The 25,402-nt window shown below is 33.3% G+C and carries 25 protein-coding genes, 1 other RNA gene and 1 pseudogene; 15 read left to right on the top strand and 12 right to left on the bottom strand.

What is annotated here, in order from left to right:
- Positions 1–67: 67 nt before the first annotated feature.
- The 10 genes from ffs to GAPWK_RS14890 form a co-directional block, all read right to left on the bottom strand.
- Positions 68–163, bottom strand: an RNA gene (gene ffs, locus GAPWK_RS14590) — signal recognition particle sRNA small type.
- A gap of 155 nt (positions 164–318) precedes the next feature.
- Positions 319–612 carry an integration host factor subunit alpha gene (locus tag GAPWK_RS07230; protein ID WP_025315578.1) on the bottom strand — a complete coding sequence of 98 codons (294 nt, stop codon included), beginning with the start codon at positions 610–612 and terminating at the stop codon, positions 319–321.
- A gap of 5 nt (positions 613–617) precedes the next feature.
- Positions 618–3,005 carry a phenylalanine--tRNA ligase subunit beta gene (gene pheT, locus GAPWK_RS07225; RefSeq protein WP_025315577.1) on the bottom strand — a complete coding sequence of 796 codons (2,388 nt, stop codon included), beginning with the start codon at positions 3,003–3,005 and terminating at the stop codon, positions 618–620.
- 16 nt (positions 3,006–3,021) lie between these two features.
- Positions 3,022–4,005, bottom strand: coding sequence for a phenylalanine--tRNA ligase subunit alpha (gene pheS / locus GAPWK_RS07220; protein WP_025315576.1), 984 nt, complete (start codon positions 4,003–4,005; stop codon positions 3,022–3,024).
- Positions 4,006–4,215: 210 nt separating this feature from the next.
- A complete protein-coding gene (gene rplT / locus GAPWK_RS07215) occupies positions 4,216–4,569 on the bottom strand; it encodes a 50S ribosomal protein L20 (protein ID WP_024496189.1) in 354 nt (117 codons plus the stop codon).
- Positions 4,570–4,601: 32 nt separating this feature from the next.
- On the bottom strand, positions 4,602–4,799 hold the full coding sequence (gene rpmI / locus GAPWK_RS07210; RefSeq protein ID WP_025315575.1) for a 50S ribosomal protein L35: 198 nt from the start codon (positions 4,797–4,799) through the stop codon (positions 4,602–4,604).
- Positions 4,800–4,883: 84 nt separating this feature from the next.
- Entirely contained in the window at positions 4,884–5,423 is a 540-nt protein-coding gene (gene infC / locus GAPWK_RS07205; RefSeq protein ID WP_025315574.1) for a translation initiation factor IF-3, read from the bottom strand.
- 27 nt (positions 5,424–5,450) lie between these two features.
- Positions 5,451–7,376, bottom strand: a complete 1,926-nt coding sequence (gene thrS, locus GAPWK_RS07200) for a threonine--tRNA ligase (protein WP_025315573.1) — start codon at positions 7,374–7,376, stop codon at positions 5,451–5,453.
- A 287-nt stretch (positions 7,377–7,663) separates the two neighbouring features.
- The gene (locus GAPWK_RS07195; protein ID WP_025315572.1) at positions 7,664–8,551 is read right to left on the bottom strand and encodes a carbohydrate kinase family protein; all 888 of its coding nucleotides are present in this window, start codon (positions 8,549–8,551) and stop codon (positions 7,664–7,666) included.
- A 64-nt stretch (positions 8,552–8,615) separates the two neighbouring features.
- On the bottom strand, positions 8,616–8,795 hold the full coding sequence (locus GAPWK_RS14890) for a hypothetical protein (RefSeq protein WP_038517333.1): 180 nt from the start codon (positions 8,793–8,795) through the stop codon (positions 8,616–8,618).
- A gap of 170 nt (positions 8,796–8,965) precedes the next feature.
- On the opposite strand from GAPWK_RS14890, the gene GAPWK_RS07185 reads away from it, so the two are divergent.
- Positions 8,966–9,181, top strand: coding sequence for a hypothetical protein (locus tag GAPWK_RS07185; RefSeq protein ID WP_025315570.1), 216 nt, complete (start codon positions 8,966–8,968; stop codon positions 9,179–9,181).
- 159 nt (positions 9,182–9,340) lie between these two features.
- Here the strand turns inward: GAPWK_RS07185 and recO are convergent, their stop codons facing one another.
- Positions 9,341–10,033, bottom strand: a complete 693-nt coding sequence (recO, locus tag GAPWK_RS07180) for a DNA repair protein RecO (RefSeq protein ID WP_025315569.1) — start codon at positions 10,031–10,033, stop codon at positions 9,341–9,343.
- A gap of 153 nt (positions 10,034–10,186) precedes the next feature.
- On the opposite strand from recO, the gene GAPWK_RS07175 reads away from it, so the two are divergent.
- The 5 genes from GAPWK_RS07175 (at position 10,187) to GAPWK_RS07155 (ending at position 16,661) form a co-directional block, all read left to right on the top strand.
- Entirely contained in the window at positions 10,187–11,815 is a 1,629-nt protein-coding gene (locus tag GAPWK_RS07175; RefSeq protein WP_025315568.1) for a Na+/H+ antiporter, read from the top strand.
- The gene (ubiT, locus tag GAPWK_RS07170; protein WP_038517330.1) at positions 11,816–12,322 is read left to right on the top strand and encodes a ubiquinone anaerobic biosynthesis accessory factor UbiT; all 507 of its coding nucleotides are present in this window, start codon (positions 11,816–11,818) and stop codon (positions 12,320–12,322) included.
- A 657-nt stretch (positions 12,323–12,979) separates the two neighbouring features.
- A complete protein-coding gene (locus GAPWK_RS07165; protein WP_025315567.1) occupies positions 12,980–13,696 on the top strand; it encodes a pentapeptide repeat-containing protein in 717 nt (238 codons plus the stop codon).
- 716 nt (positions 13,697–14,412) lie between these two features.
- Positions 14,413–15,222, top strand: coding sequence for a pentapeptide repeat-containing protein (locus tag GAPWK_RS07160; RefSeq protein WP_025315566.1), 810 nt, complete (start codon positions 14,413–14,415; stop codon positions 15,220–15,222).
- Positions 15,223–15,941: 719 nt separating this feature from the next.
- On the top strand, positions 15,942–16,661 hold the full coding sequence (locus GAPWK_RS07155; RefSeq protein WP_025315565.1) for a pentapeptide repeat-containing protein: 720 nt from the start codon (positions 15,942–15,944) through the stop codon (positions 16,659–16,661).
- A 19-nt stretch (positions 16,662–16,680) separates the two neighbouring features.
- Here the strand turns inward: GAPWK_RS07155 and GAPWK_RS15675 are convergent.
- Positions 16,681–16,788, bottom strand: a pseudogene (locus GAPWK_RS15675) (Arm DNA-binding domain-containing protein); the annotation flags it as partial.
- Between the two features lie 221 nt (positions 16,789–17,009).
- Here GAPWK_RS15675 and sbcB point away from each other — a divergent pair.
- From sbcB to uvrC, 9 genes are all read left to right on the top strand, one after another.
- On the top strand, positions 17,010–18,443 hold the full coding sequence (gene sbcB / locus GAPWK_RS07150) for an exodeoxyribonuclease I (RefSeq protein WP_025315564.1): 1,434 nt from the start codon (positions 17,010–17,012) through the stop codon (positions 18,441–18,443).
- Between the two features lie 103 nt (positions 18,444–18,546).
- Entirely contained in the window at positions 18,547–19,005 is a 459-nt protein-coding gene (locus GAPWK_RS07145; RefSeq protein WP_025315563.1) for a CidA/LrgA family protein, read from the top strand.
- A complete protein-coding gene (locus tag GAPWK_RS07140) occupies positions 19,002–19,691 on the top strand; it encodes a CidB/LrgB family autolysis modulator (RefSeq protein WP_025315562.1) in 690 nt (229 codons plus the stop codon). Before GAPWK_RS07145 ends, GAPWK_RS07140 begins: the two co-directional genes overlap by 4 nt.
- Before the next feature lies 1 nt (position 19,692).
- Positions 19,693–20,340, top strand: a complete 648-nt coding sequence (locus tag GAPWK_RS07135) for an ElyC/SanA/YdcF family protein (RefSeq protein WP_025315561.1) — start codon at positions 19,693–19,695, stop codon at positions 20,338–20,340.
- Between the two features lie 137 nt (positions 20,341–20,477).
- Positions 20,478–21,206, top strand: coding sequence for an arginine ABC transporter ATP-binding protein ArtP (gene artP, locus GAPWK_RS07130; RefSeq protein WP_025315560.1), 729 nt, complete (start codon positions 20,478–20,480; stop codon positions 21,204–21,206).
- A gap of 21 nt (positions 21,207–21,227) precedes the next feature.
- Positions 21,228–21,962 (top strand): transporter substrate-binding domain-containing protein, encoded by a 735-nt coding sequence (locus GAPWK_RS07125; RefSeq protein ID WP_025315559.1) that lies wholly within the window; start codon positions 21,228–21,230, stop codon positions 21,960–21,962.
- 133 nt (positions 21,963–22,095) lie between these two features.
- Positions 22,096–22,827, top strand: a complete 732-nt coding sequence (gene artQ / locus GAPWK_RS07120) for an arginine ABC transporter permease ArtQ (protein WP_025315558.1) — start codon at positions 22,096–22,098, stop codon at positions 22,825–22,827.
- A 9-nt stretch (positions 22,828–22,836) separates the two neighbouring features.
- On the top strand, positions 22,837–23,514 hold the full coding sequence (gene artM / locus GAPWK_RS07115; protein WP_038517326.1) for an arginine ABC transporter permease ArtM: 678 nt from the start codon (positions 22,837–22,839) through the stop codon (positions 23,512–23,514).
- A gap of 1 nt (position 23,515) precedes the next feature.
- On the top strand, positions 23,516–25,351 hold the full coding sequence (uvrC, locus tag GAPWK_RS07110) for an excinuclease ABC subunit UvrC (protein WP_025315556.1): 1,836 nt from the start codon (positions 23,516–23,518) through the stop codon (positions 25,349–25,351).
- Positions 25,352–25,402: the final 51 nt, after the last annotated feature.

Below are 25,402 nucleotides of genomic sequence, written 5' to 3'. Positions count from 1 at the left end.
TTATACAGCATTTCTTATTTTTCTTATAAAACAAAAACTTTAATCTAAAAATATTTTGTGGTGGAGACCCTATCAGCCACATCTCACACACATATTTTTTACTTTGGCTGCTTCCTTCCGGACCTGACCTGATGAGCAAAAAAATGTTGCAAGAGGACCCATAGAGCCTCCATAGGAAAGGGTGTATTATGCTTTAATTATAAAATTATTTCAAATATTATTTTATTATACAACATCTAATCGACCTTTCTTTAACCTCAAAGATAAAGAAAGGTCGATTTTAATAAGAGTATAGAAAATTTAATTCTACATCATAAATTATAGAGCTAAATTATTTTCTATTCGTTCTCTAAATTTAATACCTGGCCTAAATGTAACAACTCGACGAGCAGAGATATCCACACTTTCACCAGTTTTAGGATTACGACCTGGGCGTGAATTTTTATCACGTATAGCAAAATTACCAAATCCAGATAATTTCACTGGTTCCCCTTTTTCTAAAGCCACTCGAATCTCTTCAAAAAAAAGTTCAACAAGGACTTTAGCTTCTTGACGATCAATATTAAATTTTTCGGCAAGACGATCTGCAATATCAGCTTTAGTTAATGTCATAGTTATTATTCTCTTAATAGGGCTTTAAAACGATTTTGTAAAGCAGTAACACACTTGCTTACAATGTTTGTTATATCTTCTTCTTCAAGTGTACGTGATTTGTCTTGTAAAATCAAACTGATGGCAAGGCTTTTTTGATCTTCATTAATGTTATCTCCTTGATAGACATCAAATAGATTAACTTTAATAAGTTGCTCTCCTCCAGCTTGTTTACACACTGAAATAATTTCTGCTGCTGGAATTGTATTTGAAACAATAATCGCTATATCTCGTTTATTTGACGGATATTTTGAAAGGTCTTGGGCAACAGGTACCTTTTTAAAGTTAATTTTAGCTAAATTTATTTCAAAAACAAGCGTTTTACTATTTAAAGATAATTTTTTTTCGATTTCTGGATGTAAAACACCAAAATAACCGATAACCTCATCATTTAAATTGATTACTGCACTTTGTCCAGGGTGTAAAGCTGATAATTCAGATCTATTAAACTGGACTTGTTCATCACAACCTAGCAATGAAAAAATTGCTTCAAGGTCTCCTTTTAGATCATAAAAATCAACACTCTTTTTCGGTAATTGCCAATGGTCTTCGTATAAGTTACCCGTTATAATCCCAGAAAGCATGAATTCTTGACGTACACCAAACTCACATTTTTCATCTGGTATAAAACGTAAACCCGTTTCAAATAATCGTAAACGAGATTGTTGTCGATTCTGATTATAGAGTACCGCATCTAATAATCCTGACCATAATGATAAGCGCATTACAGACATTTCACTGGAAATTGGATTTGGTAGAGTGATTGCCGGTTCATTTGGATGAAGAATATGCTGAACTTTAGGATCAACAAAACTATATGTCACTGCTTCTTGATAACCTCGATCAACCAATAAATCTTTTATTCGGCGTAATGATATAATACTTTCTGGTTTTGGTTGCATTACCGATTCAATTTTCATATTTGCATTCGGAATATTGTTATATCCGTAAATGCGGGCAACTTCTTCAACCAAATCTTCTTCAATTTGTAAATCAAAACGCCAGCTAGGTGATTTGATTATCCAATTGTCGTCTTGATATTCTACTTCACAACCAAGTCGAACTAAAATGTCTGTAATTTTTTGTGTCTCAATTGTATAACCTATAATTCGATCAATTTTGTTACGGCGTAACTTTATAGTTGCTTGTGAGGGTAATTCATTTTGATTTGTAACTTCAATAACTGGTCCAACCTCCCCACCACAAATATCGACTAATAATTGCGTTGCCCTTTCCATTGCTACAAACTGTAATGCAGGGTCGACACCACGTTCATAGCGATGAGAAGCCTCAGTATGTAGACCATATTCTCGAGCTTTACCTGTTATTGCTAATGGAGCAAAAAAAGCTGCCTCAAGAAAAATATCTTTAGTTGATTGTGTTACACTTGATTTTTCACCACCCATAATACCTGCAATTGCCAAGACTTTTTTATGATCAGCAATAACCAATGTATTATCATTCAATTTTACTTCATTACCATTAAGCAATGTCATCTCTTCGTCTTGGTGAGCATAACGAACAATAATACCTTTTTCAATTTGATCTAAATCGAACGCATGCATTGGATGGCCAAGTTCAAGTAATACGTAATTAGTTATATCGACAACTGCATCAACTGAACGAATGCCTCCACGACGCAACTTTTCTTTCATCCATAATGGTGTCGTCGCATTGATATTGATATTTTTAATCACTCTTCCTAAGTAGCGAGGAGCTGCTTTTGGAGCATCTATTTGGATTGATAAGGTGTCAGAAATTGTTGCTGGTACATTTGCTATTTTAATTTCTTTCATTGGAATATTATTAACGGCTGAGATATCTCTAGCAACACCAACAATACCAAAACAATCAGCACGATTAGGTGTAACACTTATATCAATCATAACATCGTTAAGATTTAAATATTCTCGAATGTCTTTTCCCAAAGGTGCATTATCAGGTAATTCAATAATACCATTATGATCATCAGTAATACCTAATTCTGAATAAGAGCATAGCATCCCTTCTGAAGGCTCACCGCGAAGTTTTGCTGATTTAATTTTAAAATCACCAGGTAAAACTGCCCCAACAGTAGCGCAAGCAACCATTAAACCTTGTCGGCAATTTGGTGCACCACACACAATATCAAGTAATTCATCTTTACCTATGTCCACTTTAGTTACACGAAGTTTGTCTGCATTAGGATGTTGTTTACACTCAACAACTTTTCCTATCACAACACCAGTAAAATCTCCTGCAACCTTTTCCACATTATCAACTTCTAAACCAGCCATTGTTAATTGGTCGGCTAGCATTTCGCTACTAATTTCTGGATTGATCCATTCACGTAGCCAACTTTCACTAAATTTCATGTTTTGATCTCCAGAATTAATTAAATTGCTTTAAAAAACGTAAGTCGTTTTCAAAGAAAGAACGCAAATCAGTGACACCGTAACGTAACATTGTCAATCTTTCTATTCCCATACCAAAGGCAAAACCGCTATAAATTTCAGGATCAATACCAACATTACGTAATACATTAGGGTGAACCATTCCACATCCCAATACTTCTAGCCATTTACCATTTTTAGCTTTAATGTCAACTTCTGCTGAAGGCTCTGTAAATGGAAAGTAGCCAGGCCTAAATCTTATTTCCATATTATCTTCAAAAAAGCAATGAAGAAAATCATGTAATAAACCTTTCAAATGGCTGAAGCTAATGTCTTTATCAACTAATAATCCTTCCATTTGATGGAACATCGGAGTATGAGTCTGATCATAGTCATTACGGTAAGTTCTTCCAGGAGCGATGATTCTGATTGGCGGTTTTTGATTTTCCATAGTTCGAATTTGAACAGTTGAAGTTTGGGTACGTAATAAACGTTTCGCATCAAACCAGAATGTATCATGATCCGCACGAGCAGGATGGTGAGCAGGAATATTCAGTGCATCAAAGTTATGATAATCATCTTCTATTTCTGGTCCAGTTTCAACCGAAAAGCCTAGTTCTCCAAAAAAATCAACTAAACGATTGATTGTTTTTGTCACTGGATGTAACCCACCTAACTCAAGAGATTTACCTGGTAAGGTAATATCAATCGTCTCATTTGCTAGTTTTGCATCTAGGACTTGACGCTCTAAAAGATTGCGTTTTTGATTTAATATTTCAACAACTTCTTGTTTTGCATCATTGATTTTTTGACCGACTGCTGGGCGTTCTTCGGCAGGAACATCACGTAAAGAAGCCATCTGCAATGTAAAGTAGCCTTTCTTACCAAAATATTCCACTCTGATCTGTTCGATCGTATTAATGTCGTTAGCATTTTCAATAGCGGATTTGGCATTACTTACCAGTTCAACTAATTGAGACATAAAATTCTCCTGCTTATTGTTCATTACATAAAAAAAGCCTCTCCTGAGGCTTTTATAATTATTTTTCGTTTTTTCATTGCCTCACGAATGAAAATTTTTAATGAAGCTAAAAAAGAAACGAAAAACAACTAATTTCATAATTACTTTACTCTTAAATAATATTGTCAATAAAATGATAAAAGCCGAGATAACTCGGCTCTTATAAAGCTATTATAATGCAGCTTTTGCCTTTTCAACTAATGCAGCAAATGCATTTTTGTCAAATACAGCAATATCAGCAAGGATCTTACGATCGATTTCAATTGAAGCTTTCTTTAATCCATTGATAAAACGACTATAAGAAAGACCACATTGACGAGCAGCAGCATTAATACGGACAATCCATAATTGACGGAATTGACGTTTACGCTGACGACGGTCACGGTAAGCATATTGTCCAGCTTTGATTACTGCTTGGAAAGCAACACGATAAACACGTGAACGAGCTCCATAATAACCTTTTGCTTGTTTTAAAATTTTCTTGTGACGTGCACGAGCAATAACACCACGTTTAACACGAGCCATAAACTATATCCTCTAATTAATTAACCAATAAATTAAGCGTATGGAACACACGCAGTAACTAAACCTAAATCGCCTTTTGACACAGTAGTCAAACCACGTAAATGACGTTTACGCTTAGTTGATTTTTTGGTTAGGATATGACTCTTGTTAGCTTGTTTATGCTTAAAGCCACCAGAAGCTGTTTTTTTAAAGCGCTTTGCTGCGCCTCTTACAGTTTTAATTTTAGGCATTTTATAAATTTCCACTTCGCATTGTTAATAAACATAAAATAATGGTGTAATTTTCAGAAAACTAAAGATTAACTTGCAAAACCATTACTTCTTCTTCGGCGCTAACACCATTATCATTTGACGACCTTCAATCTTAGTTGGATAAGATTCAATAACCGCCAAATCAGCTAAGTCTTCTTTAATGCGATCAAGCATCTCAGTACCTAACTGTTGGTGAGCCATTTCACGTCCACGAAAACGCAACGTGACTTTAGCTTTATCGCCATCTTCTAGAAAGCGAATCAGGCTGCGGAGTTTTACCTGATAGTCGCCTTCATCTGTACCAGGTCGGAATTTAATTTCCTTAACCTGAACAACCTTTTGCTTCTTCTTCTGTTCTTTTGTTGCTTTACTCTTTTCATAGAGGAACTTGCCATAATCCATAATTCGACAAACAGGTGGCTCTGCATTAGGGCTTATTTCGACTAAATCTAAAGTTGCTTCTTCCGCTTGTTTTAAAGCTTCTTCTAAGCTTACTATACCGAGCTGTTCACCATCGACGCCGGTTAACCTCACCTCGCGAGCAGTAATCTCATCATTGATCTTATGCGCGCGTGTTGACTGAATACGTTTACTGACTTTAATATCTCATTCCTCCAAATTAATTTATCATTAATTCATTTGTTCTAATGAACGACTATGAATTTCGTTAAGCAACAATTCTATAACATGTTTCACTTCAAAGCTACCAAGATCTTTACCTTGACGAGTTCGAACTGAAATTGTTCCTGATTGCATTTCTTTGTCTCCACAAACAAACATATACGGAACACGTTTTAGAGTATGCTCTCGAATTTTAAACCCAATTTTCTCATTTCTCAAGTCTGCTTTTGCTCTAATTCCAACTTTTTGCAATTGCTCGGTTAATTGTTTGGCATATTCAGCTTGATTATCGGTAATATTTATTACTGCAACTTGCAAAGGAGCAAGCCATGTAGGGAAGAATCCAGCACAATCTTCGGTTAAAATTCCCATAAAGCGTTCCATTGAACCTAAAATTGCTCTATGGATCATAACCGGTGTATGGCGTTCGTTATCTTCACCTACATAAGTCGCATCTAAACGTTCAGGCAACATGAAATCGAGTTGTACTGTACCACATTGCCATGCTCGTCCTAAACAATCATGTAAAGTAAATTCAATTTTTGGTCCATAAAATGCGCCTTCGCCTGGTAAATATTCGAATTCAATACCATTTTCAGTTAAACATTCAGCTAAATCTTTTTCAGCTAAATCCCATGTTTCATCTTTACCAATACGTTTTTCTGGGCGAGTTGATAATTTAACGGTAATATCTGTAAAACCAAATGTGCTGTAAGTATCATAAACCATTTTAATACAGCTGTTTACTTCACCTCGAATTTGTTCTTCAGTGCAGAATATATGCGCATCATCTTGAGTAAAGCCTCGAACACGCATTAAACCATGTAATGAACCTGACGGTTCGTTACGATGACAACTACCAAATTCAGCCATACGTAAAGGCAAATCACGATAAGATTTTAGACCTTGATTAAAAATTTGTACATGACCTGGGCAGTTCATTGGTTTAATACAATATTCACGATTTTCAGACGAAGTAACAAACATTAACTCTTTATAGTTACCCCAATGACCTGTTTTTTCCCATAATACGCGATCCATCATAAATGGACCTTTTACTTCTTGATAATTGTATTCTTTTAATTTAGTACGAACAAAAACTTCTAGTTCACGAAATATAATCCAACCATCATTATGCCAAAATACCATACCGGGTGCTTCTTCTTGCATATGATAAAGATCAAGTTGTTTACCAATTTTACGGTGATCACGTTTAGCGGCTTCTTCTAAAAATTGTAAATAACTATCAAGTTGTTTTTTATCCGCCCAAGCTGTGCCATAAATACGTTGTAACATTTTATTATCACTATTACCACGCCAATAAGCACCAGCAATTTTTTGTAATTTGAAATGATGACAAAAACGCATATTAGGGACATGCGGTCCTCGGCACATATCAATATATTCTTCATGATGATAGAGTGCCGGTGTTGAATCTTTAGGAATATTTTCGTCTAAAATAGCAATTTTATACGGTTCACGACGTTCCCAAAATACTTCTCTTGCACGTTCCCAGCTAACAACTTCTTTTTTTACTTCATAATCTTTTTTTGCTAATTCGTGCATGCGTTTTTCTAAAGCATCAAGATCTTCCTGAGTTAAAGAATGATCTAAATCAATATCATAGTAGAAACCATTGTCAATAGTTGGACCAATTGCCATTTGCGTATCAGGCCATAATTGTTTAATAGCATGACCTAATAAATGAGCACAAGAATGGCGAATAATTTCTAAACCATCTTCATCTTTGGCAGTAATGATAGCTAATGTTGCATCCTCTTCAATTACATCACAAGCATCTTTACGTTGACCATTTACACGCCCAGCAATACAAGCCTTAGCAAGCCCTGCTCCAATACTTTGAGCAACTTCTAGAACAGTAACTGGTTTATCAAATTGACGTTGACTTCCGTCAGGAAGAGTAATAATTGGCATAATAAATCCTTATAACAGTGGTGCGCCACACGAAAGCGCACATGCGTACATAAATAAGCAGAGTATACTATCACTTATTATAAGGTTTTTAAATAGGATTAAACTTGATTTAAAATTAGATTTTTATCGAATTAATCATCTATGATGATTTCATGAACTTAAAAAGCTCAAAATCAATTTATTAATGGTATTTATGAATATTAGATAAGAATTATGTAACACTATAATATTATAAGTTAAATTACCTAGCTTTAGTTTTTTAACTAATCAGCTAGGCTTATAAAAAATTATAATTCTGCTAAATATATTTCAGGTATAACTGGCATTGAACCATTTTGGGTACAGACGTAAGAAGCGATACGATTTGCTTTAATATTAATTTCCTGTAATGCTTTACCTTTCAAATATAACACACTACTAATTGCCATAAATGAATCACCAGCACCAACAGTATCAATCGCTGTGATTTTTTCTGCTGGACAATAATCTTGCTCACTTTTGGTAAATAGATGACTGCCATCACTACCACAAGTATAAATTAATAACTCTAGTTGATGATGTTGGTTAAGATAATCGAAAAGTTCTTTTGGATCAGATTTGATTTTTAATAAGTCTGCAATAATTGGTAGTTCTTCATCATTTAACTTTAAGATATTGGCATGTTCAATACAAAAAAGTAGAGTTGAATGGTTATAATGATTTTGACGCAAATTAATATCAACAATAATTTTGGTTCGTGGTGAACAATGAGTAATAATTTTTTTTAGTAAGTCATGATTCTGTTGATTGCGTTGAATTAAACTACCAAAATAAATTGCATCTAAATTATCTTGCTTGATAAGGTCTAATAGCTGCTCTGTTAACTGAATATCATCCCAAGCAACAGGATTAACTATATCATAATTCGGTTTTCCGTCTGAATCTAATTTGACTAATACAGTACCTGTTGGATAATTCTTTGATATTTGAAGATGTTGTGGAATTTGCAGTTTTTCAATCAGATTACTTAAATCTTTACCATTTTCATCATCACCAATGGCAGAAACTAATATAGCGTTTGCCCCCGCAGATTTAGCATGATAACAAAAATTGGCGGCAGCCCCACCAATTTTTTTCCCATTAGGTAAACAATCCCATAAAAACTCACCTATTGCGACTACTTTTATGTCATTCATTCTCAATTATTCCTTGTTTGACATCAATGTTTTTTCCATACTGTCGGCTTACTTTTGCCAATCATCAAATTGACCATATGCTGTATATAGTCGATCCTGTTGGAAATTCAGGGTATTCATTTTCACCATTGGTTCCACAATTCATCCAACCTGAATCTTTACGTTGAACAATTTGATAACATCCAACAATATAACTCGTATACCAAACCATAGAATACCCTGATTCTGGATTAATTTCAGCCATTTTATTTGTAGCGATCGGAAATTGAGAATTATCGGTTATAAACAAGCGCTATTTGATGCGGGAATTACCAATGATTGGATAATTTAGATTCCATAAGTAAATGAAAAGTCATAAATCATTTGTTTAAATTAAATATCAAATACGTTGTTTGTGGTAACGACTTTACGGCAATGCAATTAATTTTGTTAAATCAGAGAGTCAATCCAAAACAAAAATTATTTACAATCAACCTTGATGATACCGATTGTGCATACCTCCTTTCAACACTTCTTTCGACCTATAAGCAACCTTTGGTTAGTATCGCCCTAATTGTGGTTGAAACTTTAATTCAACGAATTCATAACCCAACATTATCAATTCCTACTATCTATGTTAATGGAGAGTGAGTCGTTCGAGCGTCAAGTGAAACTTGATTTAATTTTTGACAATATTTAATGGAGATACAAGTAAAAAATATAATGATAAGTACATTTATTTGAAGTGACATTGTCACTATGTTGAGTGATATAATTGCCTATTTTTTACAATAAATTAGATTAAAATGTCTAAATTTTTAAAAATAACTCCCTACTCTTAAAAGGTTTTGAACCGATATAATTCTTTAAAGCCATTCGAGTAAAGCGTTTAGCTGCTTTTAGTGTATCAGGAGTGCTAAAATCACGCTTTCCCAAAGCCAATACTTGTTCACCTGTGAAACTGGTACTATTTCTTAATAAACTACTGATAAATCCCTTTTCGGATTGATATTGATAATACATTGATTCAACAATATCATCTCCTGTCGCACTACAATGAAAAAAATCAACGAAATACCCCATATTTTCTAATAATGATAGCTCAAAAGTACGCAGTACATTCTCAGCAGGAGCTTGCTGTGCTAGTTGTTGTAAACTTTTTAAATAATCATCAAAAAGTGTTGGCATCTCAGTATCTGCAATTAGTACTCGATGTAATAATTCATTTAAATAAAAAGCGCTATATAATGAAACCGAAACTAATGGTAAAGTGAGAGATATAGCTTCAACTTGACGCAATATTTTTATATTACCTTTACCTGAATATTGTACTATTAAAGGAGTAAAAGGTTGTAAAAGGCCTTTTAAAGAGGATTTTTTTCGTCGAGCGCCTTTAGCTAAAACGGTTATTTTGCCACCATGCTCAATAAATAGATCAACTAATAAGCTACTTTCAGTCTGAGTACGCGTATGCAAAACAAATGCTCTATGCCAATTTTCCATGCAAAACCTTTAATTAGATTATTGTTTTTTTGATTAATATTATTTTATGAACAAAAATTAAGTAATTTTATGAAATTTAACCTGAAATTAAGATAAAAATCCGATATAATCAAATAATAACAATAGGATTATAGGATAAATAAAAGACAAGCTATGGAACTTTTTTCAATAATTTTACTTCTTGTATTAATTGTATCACTTTCTGGTGTCGTTGTTAAAATGTTACCAATCCAAATACCATTACCTCTAATGCAAATATTGTTAGGTTGCATTTTGGCTGCATTTGGTGTTTATGTAAAATTCGATCCAGAACTATTTCTTGTATTATTTATTCCACCATTACTGTTTGCTGATGGTCGAAAAACATCTGTTAAAGACTTTGTATATAATTTCAGAGAGATTGTTGGATTAGCACTTGTATTGGTGGTTATCTCAATCATCGCTTTAGGTTACATTCTTCACTGGATGTTACCAAACGTTCAACTAGCAGCAGCTTTAGCTCTTGCAGCCGTCTTATCACCTACCGATGCTGTTGCCTTAAGTGGAATTGTTGGTAAAGGCCGTATAGAAAAAGAAAAGATGGAAATCATTGAAGGTGAAGCCTTAATGAATGATGCTTCAGGTCTAGTTTCTTTGAAGTTTGCAATCGCAATCGCAACTGGGTTACTAGAATTTGATTTATTGCAAATCAGTATATCTTTCTTTGTCGTAGCTGTTGGCGGTTTAGCTGTTGGAGTTTTATTTACTTGGTTATATGCTAGAATTTTACGCAAAATAAATCAACTTACTAATAATGACCCAGCAATTCAAATTGTATTATTATTCTTACTTCCATTTGCGGCTTATATCATTGCTGAAGAATGCCATTGCTCAGGTATTTTAGCAGCTGTAAGTGCAGGTATGACCGTTAATCATTCAGGAATGATGCGTAATGCGCCGTTGACAACACGTTTACAATCAGATAGTGCATGGTCAATGTTAACTTTTGTATTCAACGGATTTGTTTTTGTTCTGTTAGGCATACAATTACCTAGTATTTTAAATAATACTTTTGCTGAAAACCAAACTGATGCATCAATTGAATTATGGCAGTTATGCTTGATTGTTTTATTTGTTTTTATCGTATTAATGGGAACAAGATTTGCTTGGTTATGGGCTATGAAACACATGCCAACCATGCCTTTTGGAACAAAACGACCTCTAGCATTTAGAGCATATACAAATCGTGATCTATTAATTTCAACTTTTGCTGGTGTCCGTGGAGCAATAACATTAGCTGGTGTATTATCTATTCCAATGACTATTGCTGGACGATATCAACTTGTCTTTATCGCTACAGGAATTATCTTAATTTCATTGATTGTTGCAGTAGTTATATTACCTATTTTATTACGAGGTAGTGTAATTTTAGATAATTCAAAACAAGATAATGAAATTTTAACAGTGAAAGGACAAATGGCGGAAGAAGCTATTATTAGTCTAGAAAAAATGCAAAACAACTTACTACAAGAAACTTCTGAAGCAGGTTTGGATCAAGAAATAATTCACGAAGTTGGCTCGCGTGTTATCGGTTCATTAAGACGCAGAACAGGTCTTAAAGATTTAGAACAAAAAGCCCTTGAAGCTGAAAATCTAGAAAGACGTATGCGTTTGGTTGCAATTGGTGCAGAACGTACCGCACTATTACAAATGAAAATTCGTAATGAAGTAAGTGAAGAGACTTTTGAGCATCTAAACACTGATTTAGATATTTATGAGAAAATGATCTCTGGAGATGTGTAAATGATAGAAAGCCAGCACAATTTATTAGGAAAAATACATTCAACGTTTGTTGATAAAGCACCTCAAGTATTGGGAGTTACTTTACGATGTATTCCTTTTAATTTAAAAAAACAAGTTATTGAACAATTGTTACAATTACAATTTAAACATTCACTTGAAGATGGTGATCTTGATTTTTTGGAAAATCGCTGGCTTAAAATTGAAGTTACAGATCTACAATTAATATGGTTTGTTAGCCTAATAGAAAATAAATTAGTTGTCAGTCGTGAAGAAATTGCTGATGTAAGCTTCATTGGCAATGCTAATGATCTGATAATGATTGCAACTAGACGGCAAGACCCCGATACACTCTTTTTTCAACGTCGCTTAATTGTTGAAGGAGATACTGAGCTCGGTCTATATGTTAAAAACTTAATGGATTCAATTGAATTAGAATCTATGCCTAAACCTCTCAGAATAACTCTTGAAAAGTTAGCAGATTTAATTGAGAGTGCGCCAAAAGAGTAAAAATTGTCTATTATTCATAATTAAATAAAAAGGGAATGATATTAATCCATTCCCTTTTATTTTTACTTAAATTAAATATTCGTTTTAAATAAATTATTATTTATTATATCTTGCATATTTTTATCTGTTTCATTATTCAAGTGATCTTTTAAATAATCAATTTTTAATGTTAATCCTAATTAAGTTATAAAACATAAATCACAATAAACAAAATCTTTATTTTCGATTATAACCTACTAAAGCTAAATTAGAGTAGTAAATATCGAATATAGGTTAAACTATGGTTAACTTCAATAGAGAAATGGATTATGAAAATAAAGTTATTAATGCCATTTGAGACGATCCTCATTGGAAAAATGTGCTCTATGACAAACAACTAGAAAGTTCCAAACCATCTATAATTATTACACCATAGCAATCTATTGAAGAGATATTGCTTAGCAAAACAAAAGTTAGAGTAATACAAAAAAAGAATGTTACTTAAATCCTTTTCCTTTCATTAGCTTTTTATTGGACTAACACAGTGAATTAACTAGAATAGAAACGTGTATATTAGAATTTTCAATTGAGTCTATAAAACAACATGGATATTTAGAATATTACATTTATAATTTTATCACTAAACTAACTGATGACTTTATAAAACATGGTGGGTTGATGAACAGTAATGAAATGAATGAAATATTGGAACAACATGAAATTTGGATCTTTTCTCGCGGCAAAAACGGAGAAAAAGCAGACCTGAAAAATGCCAAATTGGGAGATGCAGAGTTAAGTGGTGTCAACCTTAGAAGTGCCAACCTTCGAGGTGCTGACTTAGGTGGTGTTGACCTTAGAGGTGCTGACCTAAATGATGCCGACCTAAGAGGAGCTAACCTTAGAGGCTCCAATCTTAGAGGTGCAGATCTGAGAGGAGCCAACCTTAGAGGAGCAAACCTAAGAGAAGCTAACTTGAGAGGTACAGATTTGAAAAGTGCATCTCTGAAAGGAGCCGATCTGAAAGGTTCAGACCTGAAAGGAGCAGATCTGGATTATACAGACCTGAGTAGTGCAGACCTAAGTAATGCAGACTTGAGAGGTGTTGATCTGAATAATGCAGATCTACAAGATATTAACCTGACTAGTACTGATTTACCTGAATCAACTTTCATTATATTTGGTGAAAAATATTTTATTTCAATATGTGGTGATAATGTCAGAGTAGGTTGTGAGGTTCATTCAGCTAGTGAATGGCGTCAATTTAGCAAACAAGACATTATTGATATGGGCGATGACTGGCTTAAATTTCACCCTCGCCTATTAGATATTATTGATTTTTATTGTGGTAAAGGTGAGCGCCCAGAATGGTTAAAGGCGCAAAACGATGATTTATGAACAATTCCAAGAACGACTATAATCCAGATTAGAGGAATTTAGTAGACCCGCTCAATATTTACAGGTTAAAAAAATATATGTTACTAAGATACGGGTTGGCGATAGGTATGTTGTGGTAGATAGTAAAAACAGTTCAGTTAAACAGCTAAATGAAGAAATACGCCACCTCCTAGTGAATTTCTTTACTAGCATTTAGTTATGGAAAAATTTTTAAAACTTTTAGATAAAAAATTTCTAACTATATATTTAAAAATAAAAGATTTATATTTTTTCAACGGTTCATAAGCTTGAAATTAAATTCTAAAAGTATTTTTATTCCTGAAAATACAGAATTTCAATATGAATTAAATTTAAGGGCGCTATCAAAATGAAATTCATTAACTAAAGATAGCCGTAATTCTAAATTTCTAGACAACTATAGCATTAACATTGGATGTAACATATTATTAATATGGAAGATGTTCTGTTATTTTCAATTGTTAGCCAAATTTTTGCTCGTTCTCTATATGATATTTCCATTTTCATCCCAATGTTTTTGGGACTCAATTTCATTAATTTACATCATTCTATAATCTGTAGGCTGATACACCACTTTATAGCTGATGTTACATGCAGTTGTATAGTCCTAAGTTGACAAAAAAACTGAACATTTAAAAAATTACATTTATAATATAATCATTGAACTAACTAATGAATAACTAAAACGTGGTGGGTTGATGAACAGTAATGAAATGAATGAAATATTGAAAAAACATAAAATTTGGCTTACCTCTAATGGCAAGAATGGATGTCAAATAGAACTTGATGATGACCTGAGTTATAGCAAAATAGTAGCTGCCGACCTAAGATGTGCTAACTTAAATAGTAGCAACCTAACACATGCTAAATTGAGTTATACCAACCTAAAAGGTGCTGACCTGAGTTTTTGCAATCTAGAATGGGCTGAACTGTGTTGTACCAATCTAGAACGTATAAACCTAGGTTTTTGCAAGCTGGAAAATGCTGATCTAAGATGTGCCAATCTCATTGACGCACATCTGTATCGTTCAATCTTGCAATCCGCAAACCTGAGAGGTGCGAACCTAAGAGATGCATTCTTGCAATCCGCAGACCTGAGAGGTGCGGACTTAAGCGATACAGATTTGAGAGGCGCAGACCTAAGTAATGCAGACTTGAGAGGTACAGACCTAAGTTATGCAGACTTGAGAGGTGTCAATCTGAGAGATGTAGATCTGAGCTGTCCAAACCTTAATCGTACTATATTACCTGAATCAACATTCATTATATTAGGTGAAAAATATATTATTTCAATATATGGTGATTATGTCAGAGCTAGTAGTTGTGCTAATACACATTATCAGAATCATTTAGCTAGTGAATGGCGTCAATTTAGCAAACAAGACATTCTTGATATGGACGGTGAGGACTCGCTTAAATTTTACCCTCGCCTATTAGATATTATTGATTTTTATTGTGGTAAAGGTGAGCGCCCAGAATGGTTAAAGGCGCAAAACAATGATTTATGAACAATTTCAAGAACGATTGTAATCCAGATTAGTGGAATTTAGTAGACCCGCTCAATATTTACAGGTTAAAAAAAATATATGTTACTAAAATACGGGTTGGCGATAGGTATGTTGTGGTAGATAGTCAAAACAGTTCAGTTAAACAGCTAAATGAAGAAATACGCCACCTCCTAGTGGATTTTTTTGCTAGCATTTAGTTATGGAAAAATTTTAAAAACTTTTAAATAAAAAATTTCTAACTATATAGTTAAAAATAAAAGATTTATATTTTTTCAACGGTTCATAAGCTCGAAATTAGATTCTGAAAGTATTTTTATTCCTGAAAATACAGAATTTCAATATGAATTAAATTTAAGGGCGCTATCAAAATGGAATTCATTAACTAAAGATAGCCGTAATTCTAAATTTCTAGCCAACTATAGCATTAACATTGGATGTAACATATTTTTAATATGGAAGATGTTCTGTAATTTTCAATTGCTAGCCAAATTTTTGCTCGTTCTCTATATGATATTTCCATTTTTATCCCAATGTTTTTAGGACTCAATTTCATTAATTCACATCATTCTATAATCTGTAGGCTAATACACCACTTTATAGCTGATGTTACATGCAGTTGTATAGTCCTAAGTTGACAAAAAAATCTGAACATTAAAAAAATTACATTTATAATATAATCATTGAACTAACTAATGAATAACTAAAACGTGGTGGATTTGATGGATATTTGTAAAATAAATAAAATATTTAAAAGGCATAAAATTTGGCTTACCTCTAATGGCAAGAATGGAGGTCAAATAGAACTTGATGCTGACCTGAGTTATAGCAAAATAGTAGCTGCCGACCTAAGATGTGCTAGCTTAAATGATAGCAACCTAACACATGCTAAACTGAGTTATACCAACCTAAAAGGTGCTGAACTGTGTTTTTGCAATCTGAAAAATGCTGATCTAAGATATGCCAACCTGAGTCACGCAAATCTGTACCGTGCAGTCTTGCAATCCGCAAACCTGAGAGGTGCAGACCTGAGAGGTGCAGACCTAAATACTGCAGACTTGAGAGGCGCAGACCTAAGTAATGCAGACTTGAGAGGCGCAGACCTAAGTAATGCAGACTTGAGAGGTGTCAATCTGAGAGATGTAGATCTGAGCTGTCCAAAGCTTCATCGTACTATATTACCTGAATCAACATTCATTATATTAGGTGAAAAATATTTTATTTCAATATATGGTGATTATGTCAGAGCTAGTAGTTGTGCTAATACACATTATCAGAATCATTTAGCTAGTGAATGGCGTCAATTTAGCAAACAAGACATTCTTGATATGGACGGTGAGGACTCGCTTAAATTTTACCCTCGCCTATTAGATATTATTGATTTTTATTGTGGTAAAGGTGAGCGTCCAGAATGGTTAAAGGCGCAAAACAATGATTTATGAACAACTCCATGAACGATTGTCTCCCAAATGACAATCGTTGTGCCTTTCCATTCCATCTATAACGAAATTGAAAGGTAATAATTCCGTTTTGTGATATTCTTACACCTAATTCATCACTGTTAGTAATTTAATATAACCAGATAAGCTTTATTTACTAATGTTGTTATTTTGATAGTTTATAGCCATTTTTATTTTATACATTCTGTACACAACTAAAAATATAATTATGTACACAATTGCAAGTTAACAATCAAAAAAGTTATAACCGTGAAAAAACAAAATTGAATAACAAATTAAATAAACTATTGAAAATATAGAAATAAAAGACAATTAAAGGCAAAAAGAATAATGAAAAACGACTTAAATCAGCCAACTTTTTACTTTCATGATTATGAAACTTTTGGTATAAACCCTGCTTTAGATCGCCCAGCACAGTTTGCAGGAGTTCGAACTGACGGTGATTTTAACATCATTGAAGATCCTTTAGTTATTTATTGTCAAATTGCTCAAGATTATTTGCCAAATCCTGAGGCTGTGCTTATTACTGGAATTACTCCTCAGAAAGCCAATCAAAACGGCATTTGTGAAGCTGAATTTACTAAACAAATCTATCAAGCTTTTAGTGAACCCAACACATGTATTTTAGGATATAATAATATCCGATTTGATGATGAAGTCACTCGTAATATTTTATATCGTAACTTTTATGATCCCTATTCCTATAGTTGGCAGAACGGTAATTCTAGGTGGGATCTTCTTGATGTTGTTAGAGCTTGTTATGCATTAAGACCAGATGGTATCAATTGGCCTATCAATGATAACGGCCTTCCTAGCTTTCGTTTGGAGCATCTAACTCAAGCAAATAATATTAAGCATGAACATGCTCACGATGCTATGTCCGATGTTTATGCAACTATTGCTATGGCTAAACTAATAAAAGAAAAACAACCCAAATTATTTAATTATTTTTTCTTATTACGTAATAAAAACAAAGTTGCTGATCTTATAGATGTTGTCAATATGACACCTATCATTCATGTATCGGGCATGCTAGGTAGTCATCGAGGTAATCTATCAGTGGTTGCTCCAATAATTTGGCATCCAATACAAAATAATGCAGCTGTTATATGTGATTTAGCGGGTGATATTGACCTCCTCATTGATTTGTCCGTTGAACAAATCAATGAGAAACTGTATACAAAAACAGAAGATCTAGAGTTAGGAGAATCGCGAATTCCTTTAAAATTAATTCATACCAATAAATGCCCTATAGTTGCTCCATTAAAAACCTTGTTACCTGAAAATGCAAAACGATTTGGGCTTGATGTTGAACAATGTTTAATTAAACTACAAAAACTACAAGAAAATCAAAATTTGCTGCAAAATAAGATGCAAGAATTGTTTAATATTGATAATAATTATCCAATTAATTCAGATGTTGATGCTCAAATTTACCAAGGTTTTTTGAATAATCAAGATAAATTACGCTGTGAAACGATTCGAACAACACCCACTCAACTGTTAGATAGCCTATCTTTAACATTTGATGATCCTCGTTTAGCTACTCTTTTTTTTAGATATAAAGCCCGAAACTATCCTCAAGCATTAACTGAACGAGAACAAACCATTTGGTACAACTATTGTCGAGACAAACTTAATACACCCAAAATACAAGATTATTTATTGAATCTTGAACTGTTGGCTGAAACCTATATTCAACAACCTGAAAAATTAACAATAATTAAACAACTTTATAACTATTGTCATAATTTAGTTGGATAATTGAATTTGACGGGCGTATGATAGAACCAATTCTATTTATATCATTGAAGCCGCAGATATAAATAATCATCATAAAGTTTAAAATATTTAGCAATATAATATTATGAAACATTTTTTAGCCAAACATGCAACGATAAAACATCGACTCTATTCTTTATACTATACGCTGTTCAGCTATGGTCGAGGATTGATTATTTTAACTCTCTGTTTATGGGCGGGAAATATAATCTCAAAAATAATACCGATAATGATTCCTGGCAGTATTATTGGTTTGTTACTTCTATTTTTCTTACTTGCTTTCCAGCTTGTTCCAACTTGTTGGATCAAAAATAGTTGTAATATATTTATGCGTTATATGACGGTTCTTTTTATCCCAGCAGCAATGGGTATAATGGATAATTATTCACTTTTATTAGAAAATTGGATCCCTATAATTTTTAGCACTGTAGGCGGGTCGCTTATTGTGTTAATTTTTACCGCTTTTCTAACCGAAAACTTCCAAAAAAAAATTATGTCGCCAAAAAGAACAATTCTATCTAAAGATCAGGAGAAGCAACCATGATATGGATGCTACCACTTACAGTTTGTGTTTTTCTCATTATTCGTAGAATTTCATTCAAATTAAAAAGTCCCCTATTTAATCCTTTAGTCATATCGGTTATTGTTTTAATTCCAATTTTATTAATAACTAAAACCAGTTATGAGCAATATGTAGCAAATGTACAAATTATTAATGATTTATTGCCTTATTCAGTTGTAGCCCTTGCCTATCCATTATACGAACTTATTCCTCAAATCAAAGCTCGTTGGAAATCAATCATATTTATTACCTTTACTGCTTCAATTGCCTCAATGATAACTGGCGTATGCATTGCATTTTGGTTGGGAGGTAATAATGCTATTGCAGCGTCTGTTTTACCGAAATCAGTGACTACTGCTATTGCAGTAACTATTGCTGCTGATCAAGGTGGCGTCCCATCAATAGCGGCATTATGTGTAATATTAGTTGGTACATTAGGCGGAATTTTTGGGCATCAAATATTAAATCTTGTTAAAATAAAATCAGCTTCTGCTAGAGGACTTTCTATTGGAGCTGTTTCACATGCAGTTGGAACAGCACGTTGCATTGAGGTTGATTATAACGAAGGAGCCTATAGTTCCTTGTCGCTTGTTTTATGTGGTATTATGACATCATTGACAGCACCTTTTTTATTTCCAATAATGGTATTTATTTTTGATTGGTTTTAGCATGAATTTAAAAAAGCTAATAGCTTGTTTTATTGGTTTGTGCTTGATTGCAATATCTACGATTCTTATCCTTGACTATTGGATCAGCTATAAAACAGCACCTTATATCTATCACGATGAGAACAAACTTCCTTATCGTGCTGTTGGTGTAGTACTTGGCACATCTAAATATGTACGAGGTGGCGGACTAAATGGTTTTTATCGAAACCGCATTGATGGAGCGATCGACCTTTATTGGCAAGGTAAAGTAGATTATCTTTTACTTAGCGGAGATAATGCCTTATTAAGCTATAATGAACCAATCACTATGCAAAAAGATTTAATCAAAGCAGGCATTCCAAGAAAAGCGATAGTTCTTGATTACGCAGGTTTCAGAACGTTTGATTCAATTGTTCGTGCCAATAAAGTCTTTGATGCAAATGATTTCACAATTATCACTCAAGAGTTTCATTGCGAACGTGCAATTTTTATTGCTATTGCTCAAGGAATACAGGCACAATGTTTTGCTGTACCATCGCCTAAAAGTATGAAATTAGTTCGTATCCGTGAAATGTTCGCTCGTGTCAGTGCCTTTATTGATCTTTATATTCTAAGTAAAGAACCAAAGTATCTTGGCCCTGTAATACCAATCATATCCAACAATGAATAATTTTTTGTAAAAAAGTTTGAGGTTATGGGTACGTTTCAGTAAAAAAATAGGCAGAAAGCTATTGTCTAATAAATTAGATTGCATTTTTATGCAAAAAAAAGTAATATTTAGTCAATTTAAATTTAAGAAAACGAAGAATGAATATTGAACTAAACCATATTAATTGCTTTTATGGTTCTCATCAGGCATTAAATGATGTTTCATTATGCTATCCACTTGGTGAAACGATTGTTTTACTTGGTCAAAGTGGTGCAGGAAAGAGCTCTTTATTAAAAGTATTTAATTTACTTGAAATTCCAACGTCTGGAGAAATGACGATTGCTGACTCACATTTTGATTTTTCAAAAAAAATCAGTGAATCAACAATTCGACTGCTTCGAAAAAATGTTGGTATGGTTTTTCAAAATTATAATTTATGGCCACATTTAACTGTACTTGAAAATCTAATTGAAGCACCTTGTCAAGTATTAAAAATGTCTAAAAAAGAAGCCATTGACAAAGCAATGTCGATTTTAAAACGTTTACGGATAGATGATATGGCACACCGTTACCCTCTTCACCTTTCAGGAGGACAACAACAACGTGTGGCTATAGCAAGAGCATTAATGATGGAACCTCAAATTTTATTATTTGATGAGCCAACAGCGGCTTTAGATCCAGCTATAACATCGCAAATAGCAGAGATCATTAATGAATTATCACAAACAGGGATTACACAAATTATTGTCACACATGAAGTTGATTTTGCCCGTAAAGTTGCTTCGCAAGTGATTTATATGGAACACGGTAAAATTATTGAGCAAGGGCAATTAGAATGCTTTGCTCATCCTAAAACCAAAGAATTTAAAGCTTATTTATCACATTAAATAATATAATTGGGTGAAAATATGAAGAAAACATTATTAGCTGTTTTATTAGCGGGAACAGCATTTGTTGCACAAGCAGCAGAAAACCTTATCATCGGTACTGAAGCAACTTACGCGCCTTTTGAATTTACTAATGATAAAAATGAAATTGTCGGTTTTGATATTGATATGATCAACAAAATTTGTGAAGAAATGAAAGTTTCTTGCAAAATTGTTAATCAATCATTTGATGGTTTAATTCCCAGTTTAAAAACTCGTAGAATCGATGCTGCAATTGCAGGTATAGATGTAACAGCTGAAAGACAAAAACAAGTTGATTTTACAAAAATTTATTATGATGATAGTTCAATTCAATTCATCACATTAAAAGACTCTCTAACTAGTTTAGATCAACTTAAAGGCAAACGTGTCGGTATTCAAAAAGGTACGACTTATTTAAAATATTTGAATGAAAAATTTCCGGATGTGAAACCGGTTAGTTACGATAGTTATCAATTTGCATTTCTTGATTTAAAAGCTAAACGTATTGATGCTATTGTTTCAAGTTCATTCGTAGCCGGTGACTGGTTAGGTAAAGATGCCGAAATCGTACCATTAGGTGATAAAATCACTGATCATGAATTTTTTGGTGAAGGTTTAGGTATTGCTTTACGTAAAGGTAATGATGAGCTTCGTGAAAAATTTAACCAAGCAATCGATAAGCTAAAAGCAAATGGAGAATTAGACGCTATTTATAAAAAATGGTTTAATAACTAGTCGTTAAAATTTAATTCTTAACTTGATTTATGATCTCGCCGCATACATTGCGGCGAGTTTATTTTTTTAATTTAAATACGGTTTTTTTATGTCAGACTTTCTATCCAACGGAACAAACTGGATTCTATCTTCGATGGACGGATATATCTTGCCATTAGCGCAAGCAACGTCAATCACATTATCATTAGCTTTTGTATCATTAATTGTAGGCATGATATTTGCTTTTATTTTTACACTGCTAGAATCTGCACCTTTCAAACCCGTTGCATGGTTAATGTCCTTATTTAATTTGACTATCCGCGCCCTACCCGAATTATTAATTGTGGTAGCAATTTATACTGGACTACCTTTGTTATTGATGTCATTAGATGATGGAATAGCAATTTCGCTTGGATTTACCTCCTTTACATTGCAAATCGACATAGCAAACACAAAACCCGATCCATTTTTATGTGGTGTAACTGCCCTTTCATTACTTTATGCGGTTTATGCATCTCAAACATTACGAGGTGCTTTTAAAGCAATTTCAAACGGTCAAAAGCAAGCGGCACAAGTACTTGGATTGAGCAAATCACGAACGTTCTTTCGAATTATCATGCCACAAATGTGGCGTCATGCCTTACCTGGATTGAGTAATCAATGGCTAATACTATTAAAAGATACCGCGTTAGTTTCGGCAATCGCTATTGATGATTTGATGATGCAAACAAAAACCATAATTGCTCGAACTAATCAACCTTTTCTATGGTATTTCATTGCGATGCTTATTTATTTAATTATCTCTATTTTAAGTCAAAAGGTTATTACACGAATCGAAAAGCGTTCAACCTATTTTGAACAACCAAAATCAGCCAATAGTTTGTAAGGTCACGTTATGTTTGATAATTTTATTTACTATCTTAAAGTCATTTTACAAGGACTTCCTGATACCTTAAGTTTAGGCATTTTAGGCATTATTTCAGCAGGTCTATTGGCTGTTGTTTTATCTTGCTTATTATCGCTAAATTCTTGTGTGATAACTAAAATTATACGCACTTATATTATTATATTTACCGGTTCACCGCTATTAGTTCAGCTATTTTTAATCTACTATGGGCCATCACAATTTGGCGATGTTTTAAATAAAGTACCGACATTTTATGAGATTATCTCTTCACCTTGGTTCTGTGCTTATCTTGCATTAACACTTAATAGTGCAGCCTATACTACGCAAATATTTTATGGCGCTTTAAAATCCGTACCACAAGGTCAATGGCAAGCGTGTGAGGCTTTAGGTATGAATAAAAGACAAACATTAAAAATTGTCATGCCATATGCAATAAAACGAGCACTTTCGACTTATTCTAATGAAGTGGTTTTTGTAGTAAAAGGTACCGCTTTAGCTTCAATGATTCCTGTTATGGATATTATGGGATATAGTAATCAATTAAATGGAGATTATTACGATTTTTCAATTTTTGTGGTTGCTGGGCTAGTCTACCTCTTGATAAATGGGCTTTTAAGCACCATTATGAGGATAATAGAGAAAAAAGCCCTCACTTTTGAAAACTAATATGAGCCAATTCAATTCAGCATCATTTTTAAAAACAGTCCCACATAAACCGGGCATTTATCAAATGTTCAATGATAAACAGACCATTATTTATGTGGGAAAAGCCAAAGATCTCAATAACCGATTAAAAAGCTATTTTAACAGTAGTAAAAAAACACTTAAAACAGACAGGCTAGTCAGCCATATTCATCATGTTGAATTTACAATTACCAACACCGAAACTGAAGCTTTACTACTAGAACAGACTTACATCAAAAAATATCAGCCTCGTTATAATGTATTATTAAAAGATGATAAGAGCTATCCATTTATAAAGCTTAGTAAAGAACGCCATCCACAATTATCACTTTATCGTGGCGCAATTAATCGAAAAAAAGATGAGTTTTTTGGTCCTTATCCGAGTGGATATGCAGTTAAACAGATTTTAGCCCTACTACAAAAAACCTTTCCGATTAGACAATGTTTGGATAGTACTTATCGCAATCGTACTCGTCCATGTTTGCAATACCAAATTAAACGTTGTTTAGGTCCATGTGTACCAGGATTAGTTAGCGATGAAGATTATAATGAACAAGTTAATTATGTTAGATTATTTTTGTCTGGACGATCAGAGCAGATTATCCAAAAAATAACTGAAGATATGCATAAAGCAAGTAGCGAGCTTAACTTTGAAAAAGCCGCAGCATTACGTGATCAGTTACAAGCCATAAAACATATTAATGAAAAACAAGCTATATATAATAATAATGATAATCTTGATGTCATTGGATTCCATTATGAGTCGGGTTTAGCTTGTATTTATGTTTTGTTTATCCGCAATGGGCAAACTTTTGGTCACCGCTCTTATTTCCCTAAAGTGCCTTCAAATACTGAGCTCGAAGAAGTTATTGAAACCTTTTTAGGTCAATTTTATCTGCAAGGTAATCAAAATAGAAATATTCCTCAAAAGATTTTATTAAATTTTTCATTATCAGATAAACAAGCAATGGAAGAAACTTTATCTATCATTGCAGAGCATCAAGTTAAATTAGTTGATGAACCTAAAGGCGATAATCTAAAATTACTTAATATTGCTACTGTTAATGCACAAACAGCAGTCAAAAATAAGCTATTAGAAAATTCAACCATAAAACAACGATATGATGCGCTTAAGGCATTTTTAGGGATTGATAAAATCAATCGCATGGAATGCTTTGATATCAGTCATTTTATGGGTAAAAATACAATAGCGTCTTGTGTAGTATTTGATGAAAATGGTCCAGTCAAATCTGAATTTCGTCGCTATAATATAACAGACATTACTCCGGGTGATGATTATGCTGCGATGGAGCAAGTATTGAGGCGTCGTTACAATAAAAAAGATCTAGCAGATGAAAAAGTTCCTGATATTATCTTCATTGATGGTGGTAAAGGTCAACTTAATCAAGCATTACAAGTATTTGAGCAGTTAGATGTAAATTGGAATAAAAATCATCCAATTTTAATCGGTGTGGCTAAAGGCGCAGAAAGAAAAGAAGGTCTTGAAACACTATTTTTTGAAGCACATGGTACAGGTCATTATCTTGATGATCGCTCCCCAGCTCTATTACTTATTCAACAAATACGTAATGCATCTCATGATCATGCTATTGTGGGACAACGTAAAAAAGGGACAAAACAGCTTACGGATAGTGCATTAGAGCATATTAATGGTGTGGGGGCAAAAAGAAGAAAAGCACTTTTAAATCATTTTGGTGGATTAAGAGAGTTAAAAAATGCCAGTATTGATGAAATAGCCCAAGTACAAGGTATTTCTAAACCATTAGCTGAAAAAATTTATCTAAATTTACAACAATAACGCATTGAAAAAATAACACATTTCAGGCAACATAAGCATTAAAAGAACACT

This window comes from Gilliamella apicola, from assembly GCF_000599985.1.
In the GTDB taxonomy this organism is placed as follows: domain Bacteria; phylum Pseudomonadota; class Gammaproteobacteria; order Enterobacterales; family Orbaceae; genus Gilliamella; species Gilliamella apicola.
Note: the sequence above shows the minus strand (reverse complement) of the source record. Positions and strands in the feature narration are given on the sequence as shown.